Genomic DNA, 23,274 nt, shown 5'->3' on the forward strand with positions numbered 1-23,274 from the left:
ATGCGGTTTATTATTATTGGATTAGGTTATTTTGGTTCTTCTCTATCAAAAAAATTAACCGAAATGGGCCATGAAGTTATTGCAATAGATAATGACATGACTAAAGTAAACATGTACAAAGATGAGATAACGCATACTGTTTGCATGGATGCCAAAGATATTCAGGCTTTAGGTACCTTACCTCTTGCCGATACCGATATTGTGCTGGTGGGGATTGGAGAAGATTTTGGAGCCTCGGTTATGGCAGTAGCTAATTTTAAACAATTAAAAGTAAATAAATTGATTGGCCGGGCTATTTCACCGTTGCACAAAACTGTTCTGGAAGCTATTGGAGTGGACCGCATTATTTTACCGGAACAGGAATTTGCCGAAAGGCTAGCTAAAAGCCTTGATATGCGGGGTTATATTGATTCATTTGATATTACAGAAGATTATAACATAATTGAAGCCAGGGTACCGCCTCGGTATGTGGGGCAAACCATAGAAGCGGCCAATTTCAGGAAAAAATACAACGTAAACGTAGTGACCATAATACGGGAAAAAGAAGGTAAAAATATATTTGGTAAAGCCCATAATAAGCCATTTGCCATTGGTGTAGTAAGTCCTAGTACTGTTTTTGAGCCAGACGATATTTTAGTTTTGTTTGGCAACCTAAACGATATAGATAAATTGCTTCAGTAAATTATTAAATCCTCATTTCTAATTAAAGACACTTCTATAACCGGTACAGGATTAGCTTTTAGCAGACAAATCCTGCAGCGGTATAAGCTTTTATAAATTACTTTTCCCCTTACTTAAATAGTATTAGATAATATTAATATTTCGTAGGTTGTAAGGCTACTAATATTTTGGTATGTTAGCTAACTTAGAAGTAAGTTTCCCTGATGATACACTCACCTAAAAAAGCTTATATGAACATCGTTTTCCTGGATACCAAAACAATGGGGGAAGTGCCTAACCTACACTTACTGGAACAATTTGGAAAGGTTACTTATTATAAAACCACCACACCCGAGCAAACAGCTAACCGAATAAAAGAAGCAAATATTTTGATATCTAATAAAGTAGTTCTTAACCGGGAGCATATTCAGGAGGCTCCGGATTTAAAGCTGATATGTGTAGCGGCTACTGGAACTAATAATATAGATAAAGCGGCTGCGGAGGAAAGAGGTATCCCAGTTTTAAATGCTGTAGATTATTCTACAGCAAGTGTAGCGCAGGTAACCTTTGCTTTATTGTTGCAATTGCTGAATAATATCTCTTATTTTAATAATTATGTTAAACAGGGTGAGTATTCTCAAAGTGATATTTTTACCCATTTAGGTAGAAATTTTTGGGAAATAAATGGTAAACGTTTTGGTGTTATTGGACTGGGTAATATTGGCAGACAAGTAGCCAGCATTGCAGCAGCATTTGGAGCTGAAGTAGTTTATTTTTCTGCTTCCGGTCAGAATAATCAGCAACCTTATTTAAGACTGGAATTAGAGGAATTTTTGCGTACCTCTGATATTGTTTCTATTCATGCTCCTTTAAATCAGTTTACGGCTAACCTGATTACTTATGAGCGATTAAAACTTATGAAAAATACTGCTTTACTTTTAAATGCCGGTAGGGGCGGAATTATAATCGAAGCAGATTTAGCCAGGGCTATCGACGAAGGTTTGATAGGTGGTGCGGCCATAGATGTTTTTGAAAAAGAACCTATCCGAGCAAATAACCCTTTGCTTCAGGTTAAAGATCAGGAGAAATTGATTTTAACGCCACATATTGCCTGGGCCAGTATGGAATCCAGAACCTTATTAATGGAGAAGATTGCAGCCAATATTTCGCAATTTCTGAATCAGTAATACCTTTATTTTTATATAACAGTATAAATATAAAAAAAGGTATAAGCAGAGGGAGGATACCCGGTGAGTAAGCTACTTCAGTTATTAAATAAGATTGGCCTTACCTTACAAATTGTAAAAACTGCTTTTGCCGCAGCCCTGTCGTGGTTATTGGCTACCAAATTTATTCATTCTGAATATCCGTTTTTTGCCGCGGTAGCCGCCATTATTACTGTCCAGGTTACAGTGGCCGATTCGGTAGAAAAAGCTTATCAGCGAATAATAGGCATTATTGTGGGGGTTTTGTTAAGTATGTTATTGGGGCATTGGTTCCAGGTAAATGCCTACTCCATATTCTTTATTATCCTGATTGGGATGTCTATTGCAAAGGCGCTCCGAATGAATCAGCAAATTATATCTCAGGTGGCCATTAGTTCTTTATTGGTGCTTGCTTTTGGCCAAACCAACCAAGGGTATGCGTACGAAAGAATAATTGAAACTATACTGGGTTCTACCATTGCTGTTTTAATAAATGCGTTAATTATACCACAAAATGCAATACCGGCCGTTGAGCAACACATTAAAATTTTCAGCAGCCAGGCAGCAGCTACCTTACAAAGCTTGATAGTTTTGTTAGAGGATATTGGGCTTAAAAATACCACTGGCCGTCCGGAAGTAGAGGCTTTGATAGAAGAAGCAGAAGAATGTCGGAAAGCCTTGAGCCTGGCCAGGCAAAGTCTTAAGTATAACCCTCTGCTCACGCACAAACGAAAAAGGCTTGCTCACCTGGCCAATAGTATCCATCAGCTGGAAAGCATTACCATTCAGCTTAGGGGCATCCGGAGGAGTATAGCGGATATCCAGCTTAAGCATGCCTACCAACTAGAAGAGCCATTTGTACAGCAACTGGAATTGGCCATGGCCGCTACTGCCAGGTGCGTTGAAATTTTTGGACAGGCGGCAGTAGAAGAATCAGAGGAGGTACAACATAGCCTGAAAAAAGCCATTGAATTAGCAGTTCTTGAACAAGCTAATTGCCTGAACAACCTGTATAACATTACATCCCTCGCTACGTTGCGGGATGTCGGGAGCATCCTGACCGATTTAGGCAGAATAGTTTCGGAAACAGAAACGGAACTAACTGCTCCTGCCGAAACTGACCCTTTAGTGTAAAGATAGATTTAGGAAGTATTTGGCGACTTATAAAAACCAATGTATTTCATTGTAGAATAATTACGCCCATGAACATATCAAAAGGAGGTCGGAAAGAATTGCTTCGTTTGATGCATATGTCTTTATAACGCCGGAATATAACCACAGCACTTCGGGAGCCCTTAAGAAAGGTTTAGATTCCTATTTTCGAAAGTTAATCTTATTTTCATTCAATACTTTTTAAATACAATCTTTAAAAAGTATAAAGCAATGTTCTTTTCTAGTCTAGGTTTTCCATATCTTAAGAATTTAAACTTTAAAACGCATTTCTGCATCCGATAAATTAGACCCTTATAATTGCACGAAATCGGAGTTAATTAAAGGAAATCTTTAAGCAACAAAAAACAATTAAGCCTTTATTGTACTTTTTAAAGTTAAATTTTGATTTTGCTTTTGCTATAACTAATTTACGAACTAAATTAGTATTCTGAATATGAAAGGCTTAATGATTGTTTTCTTACTATTCCCTTTTTTAACGTTTGCTCAAAAACAAGAATACAAAGGTTTGCAAAATTTTCCGGCAAACAGGTTTGGCAAAGTTATTTATCAGGGTTTTATAGAAACACCGGGAGTAAATAAAATGGAATTCTTAAATCGGGCCAGAACTTGGGCAGCTAATGCAGCTGGAGAAGGCAATGAGGAGACGGAAACTGGTATATTCATGGCCAAAGACACCACAGAAGTTAATAAAAAAAAGTATTCTTTCTTCATTACACTCACCTATCAGCAAGAAAAAATCCAATATAAATTAACAGATATAAATTACCTCTTGTATGATAACAAATTTGCACCTCCTATCTTAGTCCCAATAGAAGATGAAGCAACCAGTATTACCATTGGTAAAAAGTTTAGGGACCGGCGTTTTCAAAAGCTAAATGAAGCTTTTAGAACCTACCTCAAAGAACTGGAGGCTGCTATTGCTAAAAATTAAGTTACTCATGAAAACAATCCTTTTTTTCTTTTTTCTGTTTCCCTTGAGCCTAATGGCTCAATTAATTAAAATAGAGAAAGATCCGGATAGCCCAGTTAAACCAATGATGTTAGTGTCTGTTTCGGACGGAAAGCCAATTTTTTCGTGGGTTGAACAAATGCCGCAATTTCCAGGCGGTGAGCGAAAATTAGCAAAATTCTTACGACAGAATGTAACCTATACGCCAGAGGCCAAAGCTGCTAACATTCACGGGCAGGTGGTGGTGCAATTTGTAGTAGATCTGGATGGAAGTATACTGGACCCAGAAGTAATTGGAAAATTAGGTTATGGGTTAGATGAAGAAGCCTTACGTTTAATTAACCTTTTCCCAAAGTTTGAACCGGGCCGGCAAAATGGCCAAATTGTATTAGTACGCTGTAAACAGGTGTTTGAATTTTAAAAGGTGTTTATAAGTAGGGTACTAATTTTTTGAAGGTATAAAATTTAAACTTTTACTCTCCCTCGTGGCATATTTTACCTTTTAAAATATTGCGGCTTTAAACTAAGAATTTTAGATAAACAGTAGCCCTGGTGCTAAATAAGTCTTTATGAAAACCGAAAAAGAAAAAATGCTGGCGGGGGAGTTATACGATGCGCTTGATAAACAACTTTCTGAGGATAGGGTAAAAGCCAGGTTACTATTAAAAGCCTTAAATGAATCGCGGGAAGACGAGGCAGAAAAAAGAGCACAAATTCTTAAGGACTTGATTCCTGATGCTGGAGAAGGTTTATGGTTACAGCCTCCTTTTTACTGCGATTACGGGTATAATATTAAAATTGGAGACAAAGTATTCTTTAATTTTAACTGCGTAGTATTGGATGTAATGGAAGTTTCCATTGGCAGCAGGACGTTGTTTGGACCAAACGTACAGCTTTACACCGCCATGCATCCCATGAATTATAAAGAACGGGCTTCAGGGTTAGAATATGCTAAACCTATAGTTATTGGGGAAGATGTGTGGGTTGGAGGTAGTGTGGTTATTTGTCCGGGCGTTACCATTGGTGATCGTACGGTAATTGGGGCCGGAAGTGTAGTTACCAAAGATATACCTGCAGGTGTTTTTGCGGCAGGAAACCCTTGTAAAGTAATCAGGATTTTGGAAGAATAAAGCTTTTATGTTCCCTAAACTATTTATTGGTTAGTATAATGAATTGAAAAGCTGTTATTGGAATTTCTTAGGAGTTAGTCTGACTAATAAATATTGTTGAAAAAAAAGAGCATCTCCACCAGGTAAAAATGCCTGACTGAAAATGCTCTTAAAAAAGTCGGCTATTTTTTACCTGTAGCCGCCCATAATATACCTGCGTATAAGTGGTTTAGAAATGCTGGATCATGGAAATTAGTAGGTAAGTGGCCTAAAGCTGTATAAAAAGCACGCCCTCCATCATAATTATGGTACCAGGCCAGCGGATGTAATTTTCCCATTCCTTCCCCTTTGCCTCTTGGTCCCCAATCTGCTTTAGGGTTATAAGTAGATTCATCTACTCCTAAAATGTAGTTAAGTCCAGAAATTTTTTCCGGGCCAAATTCATAAACTTCTTCTGTCCATAATTTATCATTAGTAAAATCCTGTAAGCCAGGAAACTTTGGATCCAGCACTTTCATTTTCGCTGTTTGTACGGCTGGGTGGATATGAAACATTCTTCCTACCAGCTTGGTGTACCAATCCCAATCGTACTCGGTGTCCGAGGCACTATGAATGCCAACAAATCCTTTTCCAGATTGAATAAATTTTTCCATTACCTTTTGCTGATTATTATCCAAAATGTCGCCGGAAGTATTCAAGAAAATAACAGCCTGAAATTGCTGTAAAAATTTATCCGTAAATCCGTTGGGGTCTTCCAATAATACCACATCAAAGAAATTGCGAACGCCTAATTGTTGCACGGCTAATACGCCAGAATGCAAAGACTCATGATGCCATCCTTTGGTGGTAGTCACTAATAAAACTTTAAATTGCTTTTGGGCCATGGTGCTAAAAGCAACGAAAAATTGTAATACAAAAAGAAGTAGAATAATTCTAATACGGTTCATTAGGTTTAGTTTGGTTATAAACCGGAAGTTAATAATTTTTTTATCCCCTGAATATATTTTTACCGGTAATTGGTGTTTCTAGGTAGGAGAGAAGTGATAAATGAAGATTAGCCGCTTCTTTTTGAACTGGACTTGAAAGATAGGTATAGTAGTAAAAGCAGTTTTTATATTTTTAATTAAATAAAAGGTTTTTGAAAGGCAAATAAGAGTGGCAGGGGGGAGGGTAGCTATAATCAACCACTAAAAAATATATTCATCAAAGTAATTTTTGTGAGAGTGGCATTTTCATGCCTTTTATGAATATTTACAGGTAGCTCAAGTGGGAAAATACAAAAGGCGTTATTCTTTGTAACGCCTTTTGTAATAACAATGGAAAACTTTAATGTACAATATACGAAACTTTTCCGGACGGGTTGAGCCATTTCAAATTATCCGGTTGGCTGAATATAAAAACACTTATAAGATTGTTCTTTTTAGCCAGGATTAAAAAGAACAATCTTATAGTTTACAAAATCACCGTTAAAAGGTAAGCAACCCTAAAATACATAGATTTGAAAATCCAATAATGATTTTAGGAGAAAGTGTTTTGTCCTCCTTGCCTTAAAATATCCTCTCTACCACAATAAGATTATTATCCCAGGTATTAAAAACATTGGGAATTTTTAAAACGGTAAATCTAAGATTAGGATATTCTTTAGCGTAATTTTCTATGGTATGTTCCCAATTGGTTAATTCTGTTCTTAATATATCTTCGATTATATAAATGCCACCTACCTTTAATTTATGAATGGAATTCTGGAAAAAAATTATGTTAGCAAAATATTCATGCAAGCCATCATCAATAATAACATCAAAGTCCTCCTGCAATTCAGGTTGATCCCACATTCTTTTTATTATACTACTATCTGTTTGATCACAATAAAAAGTTTTTATTCTATCTTCTTCAAACAAAATGGAAGAGTCAATATCGGCTCCAAAAATATTAGCTAATGGGAAAAACTTTTTCCAGCCTCTAAGTGAAGCCCCAGGTCGACCGGCACTTCCCATATTTGCTTTTATGTCTGGATTATTAGTCCCTAACCCAAGTTCAAAAAATCGGATTGGCTTTTTAGAAAGTGGTGCAAAAGCTTCGTTGTAAAAAGTAGTATAATTGTGTTTGCCTTCTCCCTGGTAAAGTGCTTTGTCAGAACCCTGCATTTTCATGATATCACAAAGCGGCGTCTGGGTTAAACAATTAAATTTAGCTGGAACTACTGTATTCTTATCCTGCGCTTGATAATTGTTAAACTCTTTCCTTATATCTAAATAATGAGGAATTATTTTATTGGCTATGTTTACTTGAATAAACTTTAGTTGTTTATAAGTGTTTTTTAATGCAGAGTAAACCTCTGGCGGGCAAATGGTTTTTATGGTGGTGGTGGTGGTCATTTATGCTACTTTAAATTTATTATTTATACAACCTATTTATCTAATCAAAATAATCTGTCCTTATAAATTAAAATACCAGCCATAAAAATTAAACTTCATCAATAATTATGTACTTGTTATTTGAAATATAAATGAAAACTTCCTGTTAACCAACTAGATCAGATAATAAAATTAAAGTTTGACAGCATTAAACTTCATTTTAACTATGTAATATATATTAAATGGTATATAATTTTATAATAGCTAACATTTGCCTGTAAAAGATTTCCCAAATTTTAAAGAAGTTACTCTTGCAGAAAGTATGAAAATGGTGGTAAATAGTTTATTATATAACCTATTACTTTTTAAAAAAGGGAAAGGGTATTGTACTGGCCATTCTAACTCAGAGAGGTGTTTAAACTAAATTCAAAGGATAAAAGACAATTTTATAAGATCATTTTGAGCTCTCTAGGTTATTAGAGATAAACTACTCCAACCTAAACAAAAGGTGTTGCTCCTAATTTTTAGTAAACTATATTATACCTAAAAGTTTATTTAAAATATTTCTAAATAAGACTTGCCTTGTATATAATTCCGTTCTAGTTTTGTGCATTATTTAAAATTAGTCTAAATAAAACACATAAACTATGTTTAATTTTACCATAATCAAAAACAAAAATTTTGTTGTTTTAGGTCTGGCCGCTTTGGCAGGCTTCTCCTCTTGTAAAGAGGATGATGAAAATCAAATTCCTGCCTATACGGTTCCAGCTAGCTATGCCTTTTCAAGTCCTGGTATAAACGCTGGTGCTAGCCAGGTGCAAATGGCGGTTGAGCTAAATTCTTATTTAGGTTCTGGTACCTCCACAGTTTTGGATCAGACTAAGGCTAATAATCTTTTTAATAATACGAATGCTCCTTTCACAAATGCGGCATTAAATACTTCTGGATTTAAACTTTCAGCTAAAACAGCTGATGTACCCGTTTTCCAGGATTTTATTAATAAACACGTAGCTTATAGCAGCTCTAAGGATATACCGGCTACTAATGGTACGGCAGGGTTTATTCCTCGGGGAACTGGTAAAATATTAGTTGGCCCGCAGGGCTTAGAATACAACCAGGCGGTGGCCAAAGGCATGATGGGTAGTCTTTTGTTTAAAGAAGCCATGAGCATCATGAAAAATATTGGCAATGAAAACAATACAACTGTAACGGAGGGCGCAACTGCTATGCAAACCAAATGGGATGAAGCTTTTGGTTATTTGGGAATACCAGTTGATTATGATTCTGCTAAAGTTTATGCGAGTACTGAAGTAAATCGCCCTTTATTGTGGGGTGGTTATTTAAGAGAAAGAGGCCGTCCTATAAAAGCAGGAGGTGTTTTATTTGAAGCTTTCCGGAAAGGCCGTGCTGCTATAGGTGTTAAGGATTATAAAGTACGTGACGAGCAGGTTAAAACAATTCAGGATACATGGGAAAAATTAGCAGCTATTTCAGCTTTATCTTATGTTACCATTCCACAAGCCTCTTCCAGTGTAGGTAATTTAGGAACACAGTTTCATGCTTTATCTGAAGGATATGGTTTTGTGCTTGCCTTAAAATACCGCGCGCCAGGAAGTAAACTAACTGATGCTAATTTACAAAAACTGATAGATATTCTTTCATCCAACTACTACACTTTGGTTAATGATCCAAACTTTACCAAACTGAAAGAAGCACAAACTATCCTGAAGACAACTTATAATTTATAAGATCCTGACCAAACCTAGTTTTTTAGCAGACTCCCGGTATATAATATACCCGGGAGTTTGGTATTAAAAATAAGTATAGGGTTTTTAAGAAGCTAGAATGGCAGTCTTCAACTAGAATAAAAAAAAACTTAACTTCTACAAATCATGAATTTAACAGGAAAAAAAGGCTTTATAACTTTAATAACAAGCATTGTATTTTTAGTTTTAGCCTGCGATGGAAACGATAAGCCTGATCCAACTCCTGATAATGGATTTGACAAAACGGCCATGCTAACCAACTACGCTGATAACCTTATTATTCCGGGTTATACTAATTTACAAGGGCAACTACAAACTTTGGAGACTGCCGTTAATGCTTTTTTAAATGCTCCTACAACGGCTAACCAACAAACCTTAAAGCCTATATTCAAAGAGGCTTACCTACAGTTTCAACGCGTTTCTGTGTACCAAGTAGGTCCAGCTGAAACAGTTCTTTTAAGCAACTTCTTAAATACCTTCCCGGCTAATACCACTGCCATTGAAAATAATATCAATAGCGGGACTTACAATTTTGCCCAAACCTCCGTCCTGGATCAGCAAGGTTTCCCGGCTCTGGATTATTTGCTGTTTTCGCCTAATGCAATTCAGCGTTTAACTGAAGCAACTAATAACAACCGGAAAAAATACATTCAAGATGTAATTAACCGGAGTAAATCCTTAGTTAATACTGTAGCTACGGAGTGGAACTCTAATTATAGAACCCAGTTTGTGACTAATACCCGTACCGATGTGGGTAGCCCTATTGGATATTTGGTTAACCAATTTGCCTTTGAATTAGATCAGCTTAAAGGTCCGCGCATTGGTTGGCCTTTTGGTAAAATGTCAGGAGGTACCGTGTTTGCCGATAAAAGTGAAGGATATTATGCTGGTATTTCAGGAGCCCTGGCGGTTGAGAATTTAAACAGTTTAAAAAAAGCATATACAGGAAATAACAGCGGCAAAGGAATTTCAGATTATTTAGTTGCCTTGAAAAAGGACCAGTTAAATTCTGATGTCATAAAGCAATTTGATACTGCCATTGATCAATTAAAAGCTATACCGGATCCAATGTCTAATGCTTTTACCAACAACAAAGAGTTAGTAGATGCAGCTTATCGGCAAATTCAAACTTTGTTAACTTATGTTAAAACGGATGTGGCCTCAGCTACCGGTGTTCGCATAACTTACCAGGACAGTGACGGTGACTAACAGTAACAGGAGAGAGAACGGGCTGCCGGGCTGGTGGGACTGGTTACAAAGGCCAATCCACATTGCGCCCCTCATTACCTTCCGGATTTTATTTGGAGGGATGATGTTAGCAAGCATAATCCGGTTCTGGCTTAATGGCTGGATTACGGAATTATACGTAGAGCCTTCTTTCTATTTTACTTATCTGGGTTTTGAATGGGTGCATCCCTTAGGTTATACCGGGATGCATTTGTTGTTTACAATAATGGCCATTTCTTCCCTGCTTATTTTGCTGGGGTTATTTTACCGGCCTGCTGCTGTTCTGTTTTTTCTTACGTTTACCTACGTAGAGCTTATTGATAGCACCAATTATTTAAATCACTATTATTTTGTTAGCCTGATTAGTTTTTTGCTGATATGGTTACCGGCCAACCGGTATTGGGCATTGGATGTAGTTTTCTTTCCGCGAATAAGGAGAGAGCAAGTTCCACTTTGGACTGTTGGCCTTATCCGGTTACAGCTGGGAATGGTTTATTTTTTTGCCGGAATTGCCAAACTGCACCCAGACTGGCTTTTGAATGCCATGCCTTTGAGAATCTGGTTACCTGCCAAAACCCATTTACCCTTAATTGGTCCTTTTTTATATGAACCTTGGGTAGCGTATTTTTTTAGTTGGTTTGGGGCTATATACGATTTAGGAATTGCCTTTTTCCTGATAAACCGAAAAACAAGGCCAGTAGCTTACTTTTTTGTGTTAGCTTTCCATTTAGCCACGGCGGTGTTCTTCCCCGGTATAGGCATGTTTCCTTACATCATGATTGTTTCCAGCTTTATTTTCTTTAGCTCAAATTTTCATGCCGGCATATTTAAAAGTTTAGAGCCAATCTTTTCCCCATTTATAACGGAAGCAAATTTTAAAGTTTACTCCCTAAGGCCAATAACCCAAAAGTTTTTCTTAACGGTTTTTAGCCTTTACTTTATTTTACAGGTTATTATTCCTTTCCGTTATTTGCTATACCCTGGCCATTTGTTTTGGAACGAAGAAGGTTTCCGGTTTTCCTGGCGGGTAATGCTCATGGAGAAATCTGGAATTGCTTACTTCTATATTAAGGAGCCAGCTACCGGAAAAACCTATGAAATAAATAACCGGGAATTTCTTACCCCTTTACAGGAAAAAATGATGAGTACCCAACCGGATATGATGATTAGGTATGCGCACCACCTGGCGGCTGTTTATGCCGGGCGGGGCCTAAAAGAACCTGCTGTTTATGCAGAGAGTTATGTGTCCTTAAATGGCGAGCGTTCGCGGTTGTACTTAGATTCTACCGTCAACTTAGCTAAACAAGTAGTAGGGTGGAAACACTATACGTGGGTGTTGCCTTATATAAAAACTGAACAGTAGTTTACATGAAGTATTTTGCCTTTGTTTTTTTATTTTTTATTGCCTTAATAAGCCAAGCCCAACAGCTGCGAGTAAATGGCACCATTCTTTTAGAGGGCGTTCCCACGGAAGGAGCCTCCATTACTTTACAGCCGCGTAATCTTAAAACCAACAGCCAGGGGAATGGTTATTTTCAGTTTACTGCTTTAAAAAGTGGAAGCTACATTATTTCTGTAACTTATATAGGTGCCCAAGAATACCGGCAGCGGGTAAACCTGGAGAACCAGGATCAGGAGCTCACTATTAACTTGACTTCGGCTAATGCGCAGTTAAGGGAAGTAACTATTACGGATGTAAATAAACAAGTAGCTGGTAGTTTACGACAGGTAGAAGGCATGGCTATTTATGCCGGCAAAAAAACTGAAGTAATTAATATGGGCAACATTAATGCGAATTTGGCTACCAATAATTCGAGGCAGGTGTATAGCCGGATTGCCGGGTTAAATATTTGGGAATACGATGGCGGGGGACTGCAGTTAGGAATAGGGGGGCGAGGACTAAACCCTAGTCGGGTTTCTAATTTTAATACGCGCCAAAATGGCTACGATATCAGTGCCGATGCCTTGGGATACCCGGAAAGTTATTATACTCCACCTACCGAAGCCGTTGAAAAAATTGAGATTGTACGGGGCGCAGCTAGTTTACAATATGGTACCCAATTTGGCGGACTTATCAACTTCCAGTTAAAAAAAGGCCCGGTTAATAAACCGTTTAGTTTGGTTAGCCGGCAAACTACTGGTTCATTTGGTTTTTTAAATTCTTTTAACAGTGTAGGAGGTACGGTTAAAAAGTTAAATTATTACGCTTACTACCAATATAAAAAAGGCGACAGCTGGCGGCCTAATAGCCACTTCGATCAAAATGCAGCTTATGTGCACCTGGATTATGACTTTACCAATAAGCTTAAAATTACCGGAGAATATACCTATATGCACTACCTGGCCCAGCAGCCCGGAGGTTTAACCGATGCTGATTTTGCAGCTGACCCGGCACAATCGGTAAGGGAGCGGAATTGGTTCCGGGTGAACTGGAATTTAGCTAGCGTATCTTTAGATTACCGTTTCAGTGACCGGACCAAGCTTAATTGGCGGAGTTATAACTTACAGGCTAGTCGCGAAGCCTTAGGTATTTTAAATTATATAAATCGGCCCGATCCTGGAGGGCCCCGTGATTTATTATCGGATAACTACGACAATTATGGATCTGAAATACGTTTGCTACACCGTTATGATTTAATAAAAAAGTTGCCTAGTACTTTTCTGACTGGAGTACGGGTTTATAAAGGATTAACGCTCCGCAACCAGGGAGATGCCGATGCCGGTAAGGGGCCTCAGTTTAAATTTTTATCGGAAGAACCAAGCCGTTCCAGCTATAGTTTTCCGGGAAATAACATAGCGGGTTTTGTAGAAAACATTTTTCAACTTTCAGATAAATGGAGTGTAACACCAGGAGCCCGGGTCGAATACATATCCACGAGAGCTAATGGTTATTTTTTCCAGCCAATGCGGTTTGTACCCGATGTTAAGGTAAATGAAAATAAAGAGAATAACCGTTCTTTCGCTTTATTTGGCATCGGTACTTCTTACGATCTGGCCAAAAGTGTAGAGTTGTATGCTAATATTTCGCAAAATTATCGTTCTATCAATTTTAATGATTTAAGAGTAGTAAATGCCAATGCCCGGGTAGATTCATTATTAAAGGATGAAACGGGTTATACGGCTGATGGCGGTTTAAGAGGAAAAATGAATGATTGGCTTTTCTACGACTTAAGCGTTTTTTATTTAAGGTATAATGACCGGATTGGCTCCATTTTTACTAAAGATAAAGACAACATGGTGTATAGGTTGCGTACCAACGTAGCCGACAGCCGGAACATTGGTTTTGAAAGTTTGGTGGAGGCTGACTTATTGAAAGCTATCACCCATGGCAATAGCCGTTATAAGCTGTCGGTTTATACCAATTTTGCGGTAATTGATGCTCGTTATATCAAAACAAAAGAAACGGCCATAAAAGATAAATTAGTGGAATTTGTGCCACCGGTTCTTTTCCGGAGTGGCGTTTCGTATGGTAATAATCGGTTTAATCTTACCTATCAATATTCCTATGTGGCCAAGCAATACTCCGATGCTACCAACGCCGAATTTACCCCAACGGCCGTAGACGGGGCCGTACCTGCTTATCAGGTAATGGACTTTAGTGCCAGTTACCAGTGGAAGTGGTTTACCTTATATGGCAGTATAAATAACCTGGCTAATGCCAAGTATTTTACCCGCAGAGCCGATGGCTACCCAGGACCCGGTATAATACCTTCTGACCCTAGAGGCTATTATTTAACTCTGCAATTTAAATTATAACGTGCTGAATGTAATCTTAAAATTAGACAAAATTGGCAGTTGGTAAAGATTATTTAAATAAATGCAATATTCTGACTTTCATATATTAAGAAGATTTTTTATATTTAAAATTCATGAAAAAAATATAAACCAATATCTTAACAATTCGTTAATACAACCTCATAAAACAGGCTGATATGAAAATTCAAACAGATCAAGATTATGAGTATGCATTGAAAAGGATTAACACCATTTACGATGCAGATCCAAAAACCCCTGAAGCGAACGAATACAAGGAATTAGTAAATGATGTACGGGAGTACGAAGTAGAAAATATGCTGATTCCCGACTATCTAGATTATGAAAAAGCCCGGCGATCCGAGCTTTGGTCGTAACTAAAGAAAATATTAAAGAGCAGCTTACGGGCTGCTTTTTTATTGTCTGTACTTTTTCCTTTTAACTAATTTTATTTTCCAAATATTTAAAAGGTCCCATTGTCTCAAACCTTTAATTGTATGTGATTAATAATTGGGGTTAATATCATTTTAAACTTACCTCGGCATTTTGTAACTTGAACTTTCGTTCAATTTATAAATTAGTGGTTTAGCCTTTCATGAAATACTTTACGAAAAAGAGAGCTTTTAAAGCAGGTAGTAGTTTATTACTGGCTTTTTGTTTAAGTTCTTTTCAATATGCAGGTTTATCCAGAACCATTGCTGTCAAAAACAAATTAAACCTCGACCGGCAGGCTGAGACCATTAGTATACCGGTAAGCGTGGTAAAGGGGCTGGTAGCTAAGTTTGAAGCAGATAATCTTTTCATTAAAAATGCCGCCACCAACAAAATTTTGGTAAGCCAGACCATTGATAATAATCTCGATGGTGTCATGGATGAAATTATTTTCCAGACTTCGATAAAGGCTAACCAGGAACAAAGGTTTATCATTAGCGGTGCACCTAATGGTGCCAGCCAGCGTCCTAAAAGCGAACTAACCACTTATTCTCGTTTTGTGCCGGAACGAACCGATGATTATACCTGGGAAAATGACCGGGTTGCCTTTCGAACCTACGGACCGGTAGCCCAGCAATTAACTGAATCGGGCAAACCCGGAGGAACCTTAACCAGTGGGATGGATGCCTGGCTGAAACGGGTGAGCTATCCTATTATAAATAAATGGTACCGCAATAATCAGGAACAGAATGGAGCTTATCACAAAGATACCGGTGAGGGATACGATCCGTACCATGTTGGTTTAAGTCGCGGTATTGGTGGGATTGGTGTCTGGGAAAATGACTCTTTATATGTATCTAAAAACTTTACAGGTTATAAAACTATTGCGGTAGGACCTATTCGGACAGTTTTTGAACTTTCCTATGCTCCCTGGAGTGCCAATGGACGCACTATACAGGAAAAAAAACGGATTAGTTTAGACTTAGGAAGTAACCTTACTCGTTTTGAAGAAGAATTAATAAGCAGTAAGCCTTTACCTAATTGTACCATTGGAATTACCCTGCACGACCAGAAAGGAGAAGTGAAAGTTGATTCCAAATCGGGCTGGTTCCGGTACTGGGAACCCATGGATGACTCCTATTTAGGTACTGCCATTGTTATAAATCCGGCCCTGGTAAAAAGTTTTAAAGACCACCGTAGCAAAGCCAAAGAACAAAGTCATTTGCTCGTAATGAGTAATGTTAAAAATAAAAAAGTAGTGTATTACGCCGGGTTTGCCTGGGTTAAAAGTGCCCAGTTTAAGACCAAAGAAGAATGGGACCAATATTTAGCTAATTTTGCTAAAAGAATTGTGTCGCCTTTAGAAATTAAAATAATCTGATTTATTAAAATAAATTTCCATCACTTACCTATAATATGAATAGAAGAAGCTTTTTAGCAACTACACTTTTGGTTTGTTCAGTACTGGCAGGAGGCGTTCAGGCTCAAACCAAACCAGCCTTTAAACCTAAAGCAGACTTAGTCCAAACTTTTAATAAAAATTATAAAGATGCCGCCGCCCAATACAAAGTCCTGATGAAAGGTATCTCCGGCGACGAATTTCCCCGCTCTTACGATGCTAAAACCAATAAGCTTGTAACCAGCGGCTCTGACTGGTGGTGTAGTGGTTTTTACCCGGGCACGTTGCTTTACCTGTTTGAAAAAACCAAAGACCAGTCGCTTTATAACGAAGCGCTCCGGATAATGAAGCCATTGGCCAAAGAACAATATAACAAAGGTACCCATGATTTAGGGTTTATGATGTTCTGCAGTTTTGGTAATGCCAACAGAATTGCTCCTAAACCAGAGTACAAAGAAATAATGCTGAACAGTGCCCGCTCTTTAGCTACCCGCTTTTCGCCTACTACCGGTACCATTCGTTCCTGGGATTCAGAAAAGCAGGATTTTATTGTTATTATTGATAACATGATGAACCTGGAATTATTATTCTGGGCTTCTAAAGTATCCGGCGATCCTACCTTCCGGGATATTGCGCTTACCCATGCCAATACCACCATGAAAAACCATTTCCGTCCGGATTATAGCTCTTACCACGTAATCAACTACAATCCTGAAACCGGAGCAGTAAAGGAAAAGAAAACCGCTCAGGGCTATGCCGATGAATCGGCCTGGGCGCGTGGGCAAGCCTGGGGGTTATACGGGTATGTAGTTATGTACCGCGAAACCAAAGATGCCAAGTATTTAGAGCAGGCTAATAATATTGCAGGCTTTTACCTGAACCACCCGAATTTGCCAAAAGATAAAGTTCCTTACTGGGATTTTAATGCCCCTAATATTCCTAAGTCGTTACGCGATGCTTCCGCTGCTTCTATTACCGCCTCAGCATTAATAGAATTAAGTGGATACGTAGATAAAACAACGGGAGCAAAATATATAGCTGATGCCGAGACGATGTTACGTACTTTGTCGATGCCGAAGTATAAGGCCTCTTTAGGGACAAATGGAGGTTTTATTCTGAAACATGGAGTGGGGCATTTCCCAAAACAATCTGAAATAGATGTGCCGCTTACCTACGGTGACTATTATTTTGTGGAAGCCATGAAACGCTATCAGGAACTAGGTAAATAAAATGTAAACTGAATAAGTGAAAAAAACAAAAGAGGCACCAGGTTATGGTGCCTCTTTTGTTTTTTTATGTATTAGAGTGAAGAATCAGGAGGCTAAATTTAATAGGTTGTAATACCTGTTTCTGGTTAGTTATCTTTTTTATACCATTTCAGTATACTTCCAGAGATGCAGGTTTAAAACCGCAAATGGAATAGCAGGAGAACTTTGTTAAGATTCATTCCTGGTAAAACCGTTGGTTAAGATAGAGGCATCTTTAAATTTTGTTCTAAACACTAATATAAAATTATGAAACCAATTCCTTTTGGACTTACCCTTTTTGCTGCTGTGGTTACTTTTTTGGGTTGTACTACTTCGCCACCTAACGTAACCAAGAGCAGCCATTATAATAACGATAATCTGAAACTAAATTTAACTTTTCCGGGGGAATATGTATATGACATGGAAAAGGATGATTTAACCGGCTTTACCCGGCGAACTTATAACCGTTACGCTAAAAAAATGGATATAAAGCCAGCCGATAAAGTATTATTCTATGCCCGTAGTGTAGATAAACCGGACCGGACCCCTTACGAAGCCGTGGGTAGTTTATATTCTTCTATAGATACTGAAAAAATCAAAAATCAGGGTTTTGTAGACCGCCAGACAGAAGGTTTGCCTTTTCTGCAAAAAAGATCAGTTAGCCGGGGCCGGAAAATAGCTGTGTCGGAATACGTTGTTAAACTTGACAATGGGTATCTTTATTTATTTTCTTATGCTCCCATCCGGCATTTAATGCGCAACGAAGAAGACGTTATTATTGCCCAGGATAGTTTGAACCGGAAATTCGGCGGCGTAATTGCTGCATTAAAAAAGTAGGTAGAAAGTAATTACCTTTTCCTCAACAGCAATAAAGCACAAAGTTTATTCTTTGTGCTTTATTGTTTTATAATTTACCGTTCTAAATAAAGAACAATTTATGTCCGCAAAAAAAGCTGCTTATTATATAGAGCAGTTACAGATGATAGCGCATCCGGAAGGAGGCTATTACAAAGAAACCTATAAAGCACCGGAAAATATTCCTGTCTTCGGGCTACCTGCCCGTTTTAAAGGGGACCGAAGTTTTTCTACTGCTATTTATTACCTGCTGGAGCAAAAAGATTTTTCTGCCTTTCATCGAATAAAGAGTGATGAATGCTGGCACTTTTATGCCGGAGGTGCTTTGTATGTACATGTGCTGGAACTCAATGGTACGTATAGCAGGGTGCAATTAGGAAACAATTTGGAGAAAGGAGAGGTGTTTCAGTTTGTAGTGCCGGCTGGAGCTTGGTTTGCGGCAGAGCCGGCACCCGGTACTACTTTTGCCTTGGTTGGGTGTACCGTAGCACCAGGTTTTGATTTTGCCGATTTTGAATTAGCCGAAAAAGAGGTTTTGCTTTCCCAATTTGCTCAGCAGGCTGATGTTATAAATAGATGTTGCCGGTAATTTTTCGGACTGGTAATCGTTTACTGGTATACCGGAGGCAGTTCTTTACCTATTCTTGCTTAAAGTAAATTTTTTCCCTGTTTAATTTGAAGAGAATATTGTTAAATAAAGCTTTAACCTCTAATTTCATAAACTAAAATAATTCTGTTGTCTTAGATGCTGCCCTTTACTTATTTGAAAAAGAAATATCTATTTAGTTTTATTTTATTACTGGTTTTTGGTGTGGCCCAGGCCCAGATGCAGCTGCCCGAAAACATGTTTTTTCAAAAGCTTCCTAACGGCTTGGAAGTTTTGGTAGTGGAAGATCATACCATACCAATGGTAACCATTGAAATTGGAGTTAAGAATGGCTCTTTTACGGAACCTCCGGAATTTAATGGATTAAGTCACCTTTACGAGCACCTGTTTTTTAAGACGAATAAATATTATCCTACTCATGCTGAGTATAACAACCAGGTAAATAAGCTGGATATTAGTTATAACGGTACTACCCGGGAAGAATTGGTAAATTATTACTTTACCCTGCCCAAGGAAAATTTAAAGGGAGGGCTGGAATTTATGAATTCGGCTATCCGGTATCCGCGGTTTAGGAAAGAAGACATGCGGCAGGAAAATGAAATTGTGGATGCGGAGTTTCAGCGGCACGAATCCAATCCTTATTTTGCTTTGAAGGATGCCATTGATCACCAGTTGTGGGGCGATTTGTTTTCCCGTAAGAATGTGATTGGCAACCATGCCATTATTTTGTCGGCAACGCCGGATAAAATGGAAACTATCAAAAATAAATATTACTGGCCTAATAATTCCATTTTAGTAGTTGCCGGGGATGTTAAGCACCAGGAAGCATTTCAGGAGGTGGAAAGGATCTTTACCTCCTGGGTACCTTCCAAATTTGATCCTTTTAAGAAGTGGCCCATACCCGAATTCAAACCGCTTACTAAAACCAATTATTTTGTAGTAGAATCTAATATAGCCCAGGTACCGGTTATTCAGTTTAGCTGGCACGGGCCAGATACCCGAAACGATGTAGCGGCTACCTATGCCGCTGATGTTTTTTCATTTATCTTAAATCAAAAAGCTTCTAAACTAAGCGAAGCGTTGGAAGCCTCGGGTCTGGCATTAAGTGTGGGTGTAAATTATTATACTCAAAAGTACGTGGGGCCGATCAGTTTTACCGTAACGCCTAATCCGTCTCGGATTCAGGAATGTTTAGCTGAGATGAAAAAGCAATTAGCACTTTGGGATGCCGACGATTATTTTTCGGAAAAGCAGATAGAAAGGGCCAAACGATTGTTGGCCACCGAGCAGGTTGAGCGAAATGAAATAACCCCTGAATATGCCCATACGCTTACTTTTTGGTGGGCATCCGCCTCCATTGATTATTATACCTCTTACCAGGAAAACCTGAATAAAGTAACCAAAGCCGATCTGCAAAATTATGTTCGGAAATACATAAAAAATAAACCTTACGTAGCGGGGCTCCTTATAAATAAAGAAATGAGCCAGCAGGTAAAACCAACTACTTTTTTCAAGGCAGATTAATTTTTATTCGGTTCCTTTTAAATTAATCCATAAAGAAAATTAACCCAGCGCCTGTTACAGGTAAATATTTTATGAAGCAATTCTTTTTAATTCTGGTTTTTTACTTAGCTGCACTGTCTCTTTTTGCTCAACAGGAAACCACTTCTTTTACTGTTAATGGGTTAAAAGTGATTTTTCAGCCTACCCAGAAAGAAACCATCAGTATGAATATGTTTTACCGGGGTGGCGTTACAAATTTAAAACCTGGCCAGGCTGGTTTAGAAAACCTAGCCCTTTATGCTGCTACCAGGTGTGGTACCCAAAAGTACCCGGAAGAAGTTTTTCGGGATATGGCCGATGAATTTGGAATAAGAATAGCGGGTGGGTCAGCATTAGATTATGGGAGTATCAAAGTAAATTGTGTAAAAGATTTCTTTGGCCAGGGTTGGAGCTTATTTAGCAGTGCTATTTTAAATCCAACCTTTGATGCCCGGCAACTAATCATTGAAAAAGAAAGAATGATCGCTTCTATTCGTAACCAGGTTGCTGACCCGGAAGAACGGCTGGAACAGTTGGCCTTACAAGCGGCCTTTGCCAATACACCTTATGCCATCGACCCATTAGGTTCGGAACAGACGCTGCAAAAATTTACTTCTGATAGCCTGAAGCAGTATTATTACCAAAACCTGCTCAATAAGAACCGGATGTTTTTGGTAATTGCCGGTAATCTTAAAAAAGAAGAATTAGAACAGAAAATAAAAGAGTCTTTTGCAAATTTACCAGTACTACCTTATAAGCCTTACGTTTATAAAAGTCCGGTATTTCAGGATCAGCAACTGGTAACCGAACACCGGGAACTAGCTACCAACTATTTTTGCGGAGTTTTTAATGCTCCCAGCATGAACCATCCTGATTTTCCGGCCTATTTGCTTTCCATAAATGCTTTAAGTGGCAGAATATTTAATGAGGTTCGAAACCGGCAGAATTTATCTTATGAAGCCGGGGCGGATGTAAAGGTGCATCAGATGGCTTACTCTACAATTTACGCCAGCACCTCTAACCCAAAACCTACTTTACTGGCTATGGCAACGGAAGTGGGCCGTATGAAAAAAAATGAAATCTCGCAGGAGTTACTGGATTTACTTAAAAAATCAGTAAAGAGAAGTTACTACCGCCGGCAGGAAAGCGCCAGCCGGTTAGTAGAATATTTAGGCGAAGCCGAAATAATGGGCGGATGGGAGCTAGCTGATACATTGTTGGAAAAGATAGATAAAGTAAGTACCAAAGAAATGTTTGACGTGTACCAGAAGTATAGCAATGGAATACGCTGGGCCTTTTTAGGCAATAAACAACTTGCCCAGGAAGCTTTTTACTAAAAAAGCATGTAATTAATATAATTAGTTTAAGATAGGCAAATTTTAATTACCAATAATTTAAAGACTTAATTTCTTTAAAGAACCTGTTCAAAGGCGTTAAGGTATTTATCAATATAGAGCGATTTTGATTTGTTTTTGTATTGCATAATAAACCGCGGATGTTCCAATGCCACTATCTGCTGAAAAAACTTATGTTTTGCATTAAGTTGTTTTAAAAACTTTTCATTTTTACCGGTTCCAAAACAAAAGCAAACATCCGTATTAATGTTCAAATCAAGCTGCTTTCGAATACTTTGAACAATAAAATCATTTACAGCTTGGGTTAGCTCCCGGCTATCATAATAATTATAATTTATTTCATTTCCATTTTTACCGATAGCGGTAAAACCTAATGGGCAAACCGAGTTAATAAAAAACTTAGCATAAAAGGCTGCCGGGCCTCCAAAAGCATTTATAACATCGTAAACAAAAACCGAAGAAGGTTCATGCCTTTCTTTTCCACTATAGGCAAGCTGGCACTCGCGCTTAAGCCGCTTAGAATCTGTAAATGGTACACCCGTAACGCCGCCGCCAAACCTACCAGGATTTATGCCTAAAATCAGATGCCTGGCGTTGTTATCCTGATAATATTTCTGGTAAAATTCAGAATAAATAGGAATAATAGCTGGATCCTCCTGAAAGGGATTAAGGATGCGGATGCCTGGCGGTAATGGTCCGGTAAAGTGTAGGGATTTATTAAATGCTATTACTCTATCGGCAAAAGTGCTCATTTGGTTTAGTTAATGCTTTACAATAAAGTTTTATTTTCCAGTGATAAATTCAGGCTCTCTTTTAAATGGTTGGTTTAGGTGGCTGATTTTAAAATTTAAAGAACAATTCATTTACCTCAACGGTCGATATAAAGTTGCTATTGGTCGAGAAACCTGCCACTTTCCAGCGCATATCAAAAAATAAATAACTTCTGGCATTTGCTTTGAAATAAGGTAAGTAATTCGGGCAAATAAGCCTGATCCTTTTAAAAATTTTAAACACCTAAAATAAAAGAAAATGAAAAAGTTTGTAGCAATGTTAGCGTTTGGTTTGGCAATAGCCGGAACCACATTTGCCCAGGATGCCCCGCAGAATGATAAAAGAAATAAAATTGATAATCAGGGCAAGGCACGTTGGGAAAGAAACCAAGAAGGTAGAATTCAGGGACGGGAGCACCAGCGCCGGGAAAAATTATCTCCGGAGGAACATGCAAACCGCCGCACAGATATGCTGAGCCAAAAGTTAGACCTTAATAATAACCAGAAGAAGAAACTACAGGCATTGAACCTGAAACATGCCCAGCAAATGGAAAGCATGCGCGGCCAATATAGCAATAATGACAATAACCGAAATGAAAACAAAAAGGAAGAAATGAAACGCCTGCGTGCCGATTGGGAAAAAGAATTTAAAGGCATTGTTAGCAAAAAGCAATTTCAGAAATTCGAAGAACAACGGAAGCAAATGCAGGCTAATCACGGAAACCGTTTTGGCCGGGAAGGTGAAAAAGAAAACCGTTTTAGAAGATCTAATAACGGTTAATTAATAGGTTGTTTGGTAAAAATGGGCCCGGTTTATGCCGGGCTTTTTTATTTTAAGATCTTACTTCTTATTGAAACTCCAAAATATTAT

The 23,274-nt window shown here is 38.2% G+C and carries 21 protein-coding genes and 1 pseudogene; 19 read left to right on the forward strand and 3 right to left on the reverse strand.

Annotated features, from left to right (window positions below):
* The 7 genes and pseudogenes from ADHAQ_RS0118575 to ADHAQ_RS0118600 all read left to right on the forward strand — a co-directional run bounded on the left by ADHAQ_RS0118575 (window position 1) and on the right by ADHAQ_RS0118600 (window position 5,117).
* Window positions 1–681 carry a potassium channel family protein gene (locus tag ADHAQ_RS0118575; RefSeq protein WP_026464228.1) on the forward strand — a complete coding sequence of 227 codons (681 nt, stop codon included), beginning with the start codon at window positions 1–3 and terminating at the stop codon, window positions 679–681.
* Between the two features lie 230 nt (window positions 682–911).
* Window positions 912–1,847, forward strand: coding sequence for a D-2-hydroxyacid dehydrogenase (locus ADHAQ_RS0118580; RefSeq protein ID WP_026464229.1), 936 nt, complete (start codon window positions 912–914; stop codon window positions 1,845–1,847).
* A gap of 63 nt (window positions 1,848–1,910) precedes the next feature.
* A complete protein-coding gene (locus ADHAQ_RS0118585) occupies window positions 1,911–2,999 on the forward strand; it encodes an FUSC family protein (RefSeq protein WP_026464230.1) in 1,089 nt (362 codons plus the stop codon).
* 73 nt (window positions 3,000–3,072) lie between these two features.
* Window positions 3,073–3,222: pseudogene (locus tag ADHAQ_RS29050) on the forward strand (NADPH-dependent FMN reductase); the annotation flags it as partial.
* Between the two features lie 249 nt (window positions 3,223–3,471).
* Window positions 3,472–3,969 (forward strand): hypothetical protein, encoded by a 498-nt coding sequence (locus ADHAQ_RS0118590; RefSeq protein ID WP_026464231.1) that lies wholly within the window; start codon window positions 3,472–3,474, stop codon window positions 3,967–3,969.
* Between the two features lie 7 nt (window positions 3,970–3,976).
* Window positions 3,977–4,408 (forward strand): energy transducer TonB, encoded by a 432-nt coding sequence (locus ADHAQ_RS26230; protein WP_211240593.1) that lies wholly within the window; start codon window positions 3,977–3,979, stop codon window positions 4,406–4,408.
* Between the two features lie 148 nt (window positions 4,409–4,556).
* Window positions 4,557–5,117: a sugar O-acetyltransferase gene (locus ADHAQ_RS0118600; RefSeq protein ID WP_026464232.1), complete on the forward strand. Its 561-nt coding sequence runs from the start codon at window positions 4,557–4,559 to the stop codon at window positions 5,115–5,117.
* A gap of 161 nt (window positions 5,118–5,278) precedes the next feature.
* Here ADHAQ_RS0118600 and ADHAQ_RS0118605 read toward each other — a convergent pair whose 3' ends face one another.
* On the reverse strand, window positions 5,279–6,043 hold the full coding sequence (locus ADHAQ_RS0118605; protein WP_026464233.1) for a ThuA domain-containing protein: 765 nt from the start codon (window positions 6,041–6,043) through the stop codon (window positions 5,279–5,281).
* A gap of 600 nt (window positions 6,044–6,643) precedes the next feature.
* Window positions 6,644–7,471, reverse strand: coding sequence for a hypothetical protein (locus ADHAQ_RS27360; RefSeq protein ID WP_026464235.1), 828 nt, complete (start codon window positions 7,469–7,471; stop codon window positions 6,644–6,646).
* A 626-nt stretch (window positions 7,472–8,097) separates the two neighbouring features.
* Between ADHAQ_RS27360 and ADHAQ_RS0118620 the strand changes: the two genes are divergently transcribed.
* The 11 genes from ADHAQ_RS0118620 (at window position 8,098) to ADHAQ_RS0118675 (ending at window position 21,615) form a co-directional block, all read left to right on the forward strand.
* On the forward strand, window positions 8,098–9,198 hold the full coding sequence (locus ADHAQ_RS0118620; RefSeq protein WP_026464236.1) for a DUF4856 domain-containing protein: 1,101 nt from the start codon (window positions 8,098–8,100) through the stop codon (window positions 9,196–9,198).
* Between the two features lie 144 nt (window positions 9,199–9,342).
* Window positions 9,343–10,425 carry an imelysin family protein gene (locus tag ADHAQ_RS0118625; protein ID WP_026464237.1) on the forward strand — a complete coding sequence of 361 codons (1,083 nt, stop codon included), beginning with the start codon at window positions 9,343–9,345 and terminating at the stop codon, window positions 10,423–10,425.
* On the forward strand, window positions 10,412–11,806 hold the full coding sequence (locus ADHAQ_RS0118630; RefSeq protein WP_245590637.1) for an HTTM domain-containing protein: 1,395 nt from the start codon (window positions 10,412–10,414) through the stop codon (window positions 11,804–11,806). Before ADHAQ_RS0118625 ends, ADHAQ_RS0118630 begins: the two co-directional genes overlap by 14 nt.
* Before the next feature lie 5 nt (window positions 11,807–11,811).
* Window positions 11,812–14,199, forward strand: coding sequence for a TonB-dependent receptor domain-containing protein (locus tag ADHAQ_RS0118635; protein ID WP_026464239.1), 2,388 nt, complete (start codon window positions 11,812–11,814; stop codon window positions 14,197–14,199).
* A gap of 212 nt (window positions 14,200–14,411) precedes the next feature.
* Window positions 14,412–14,573 carry a hypothetical protein gene (locus tag ADHAQ_RS26240; protein WP_211240594.1) on the forward strand — a complete coding sequence of 54 codons (162 nt, stop codon included), beginning with the start codon at window positions 14,412–14,414 and terminating at the stop codon, window positions 14,571–14,573.
* Window positions 14,574–14,791: 218 nt separating this feature from the next.
* Complete coding sequence (locus tag ADHAQ_RS0118645; RefSeq protein ID WP_026464240.1) at window positions 14,792–16,009, forward strand: DUF4861 domain-containing protein; 1,218 nt, start codon at window positions 14,792–14,794, stop codon at window positions 16,007–16,009.
* A gap of 35 nt (window positions 16,010–16,044) precedes the next feature.
* The gene (locus ADHAQ_RS0118650) at window positions 16,045–17,256 is read left to right on the forward strand and encodes a glycoside hydrolase family 88 protein (protein ID WP_026464241.1); all 1,212 of its coding nucleotides are present in this window, start codon (window positions 16,045–16,047) and stop codon (window positions 17,254–17,256) included.
* 285 nt (window positions 17,257–17,541) lie between these two features.
* Complete coding sequence (locus ADHAQ_RS0118655; protein WP_026464242.1) at window positions 17,542–18,111, forward strand: hypothetical protein; 570 nt, start codon at window positions 17,542–17,544, stop codon at window positions 18,109–18,111.
* A 100-nt stretch (window positions 18,112–18,211) separates the two neighbouring features.
* Window positions 18,212–18,718, forward strand: a complete 507-nt coding sequence (locus ADHAQ_RS0118660) for a cupin domain-containing protein (protein WP_026464243.1) — start codon at window positions 18,212–18,214, stop codon at window positions 18,716–18,718.
* Between the two features lie 174 nt (window positions 18,719–18,892).
* Complete coding sequence (locus ADHAQ_RS0118670; RefSeq protein WP_211240595.1) at window positions 18,893–20,260, forward strand: M16 family metallopeptidase; 1,368 nt, start codon at window positions 18,893–18,895, stop codon at window positions 20,258–20,260.
* Window positions 20,261–20,331: 71 nt separating this feature from the next.
* Window positions 20,332–21,615, forward strand: a complete 1,284-nt coding sequence (locus tag ADHAQ_RS0118675; protein ID WP_026464245.1) for a M16 family metallopeptidase — start codon at window positions 20,332–20,334, stop codon at window positions 21,613–21,615.
* A 74-nt stretch (window positions 21,616–21,689) separates the two neighbouring features.
* Here ADHAQ_RS0118675 and ADHAQ_RS0118680 read toward each other — a convergent pair whose 3' ends face one another.
* Entirely contained in the window at window positions 21,690–22,385 is a 696-nt protein-coding gene (locus tag ADHAQ_RS0118680) for a uracil-DNA glycosylase family protein (protein WP_026464246.1), read from the reverse strand.
* Between the two features lie 277 nt (window positions 22,386–22,662).
* On the opposite strand from ADHAQ_RS0118680, the gene ADHAQ_RS0118685 reads away from it, so the two are divergent.
* Window positions 22,663–23,184, forward strand: a complete 522-nt coding sequence (locus ADHAQ_RS0118685; RefSeq protein WP_026464247.1) for a DUF4890 domain-containing protein — start codon at window positions 22,663–22,665, stop codon at window positions 23,182–23,184.
* The last annotated feature ends 90 nt before the right edge of the window (window positions 23,185–23,274 follow it).

The sequence above is a fragment of the Adhaeribacter aquaticus DSM 16391 genome, from assembly GCF_000473365.1.
Lineage (GTDB): Bacteria > Bacteroidota > Bacteroidia > Cytophagales > Hymenobacteraceae > Adhaeribacter > Adhaeribacter aquaticus.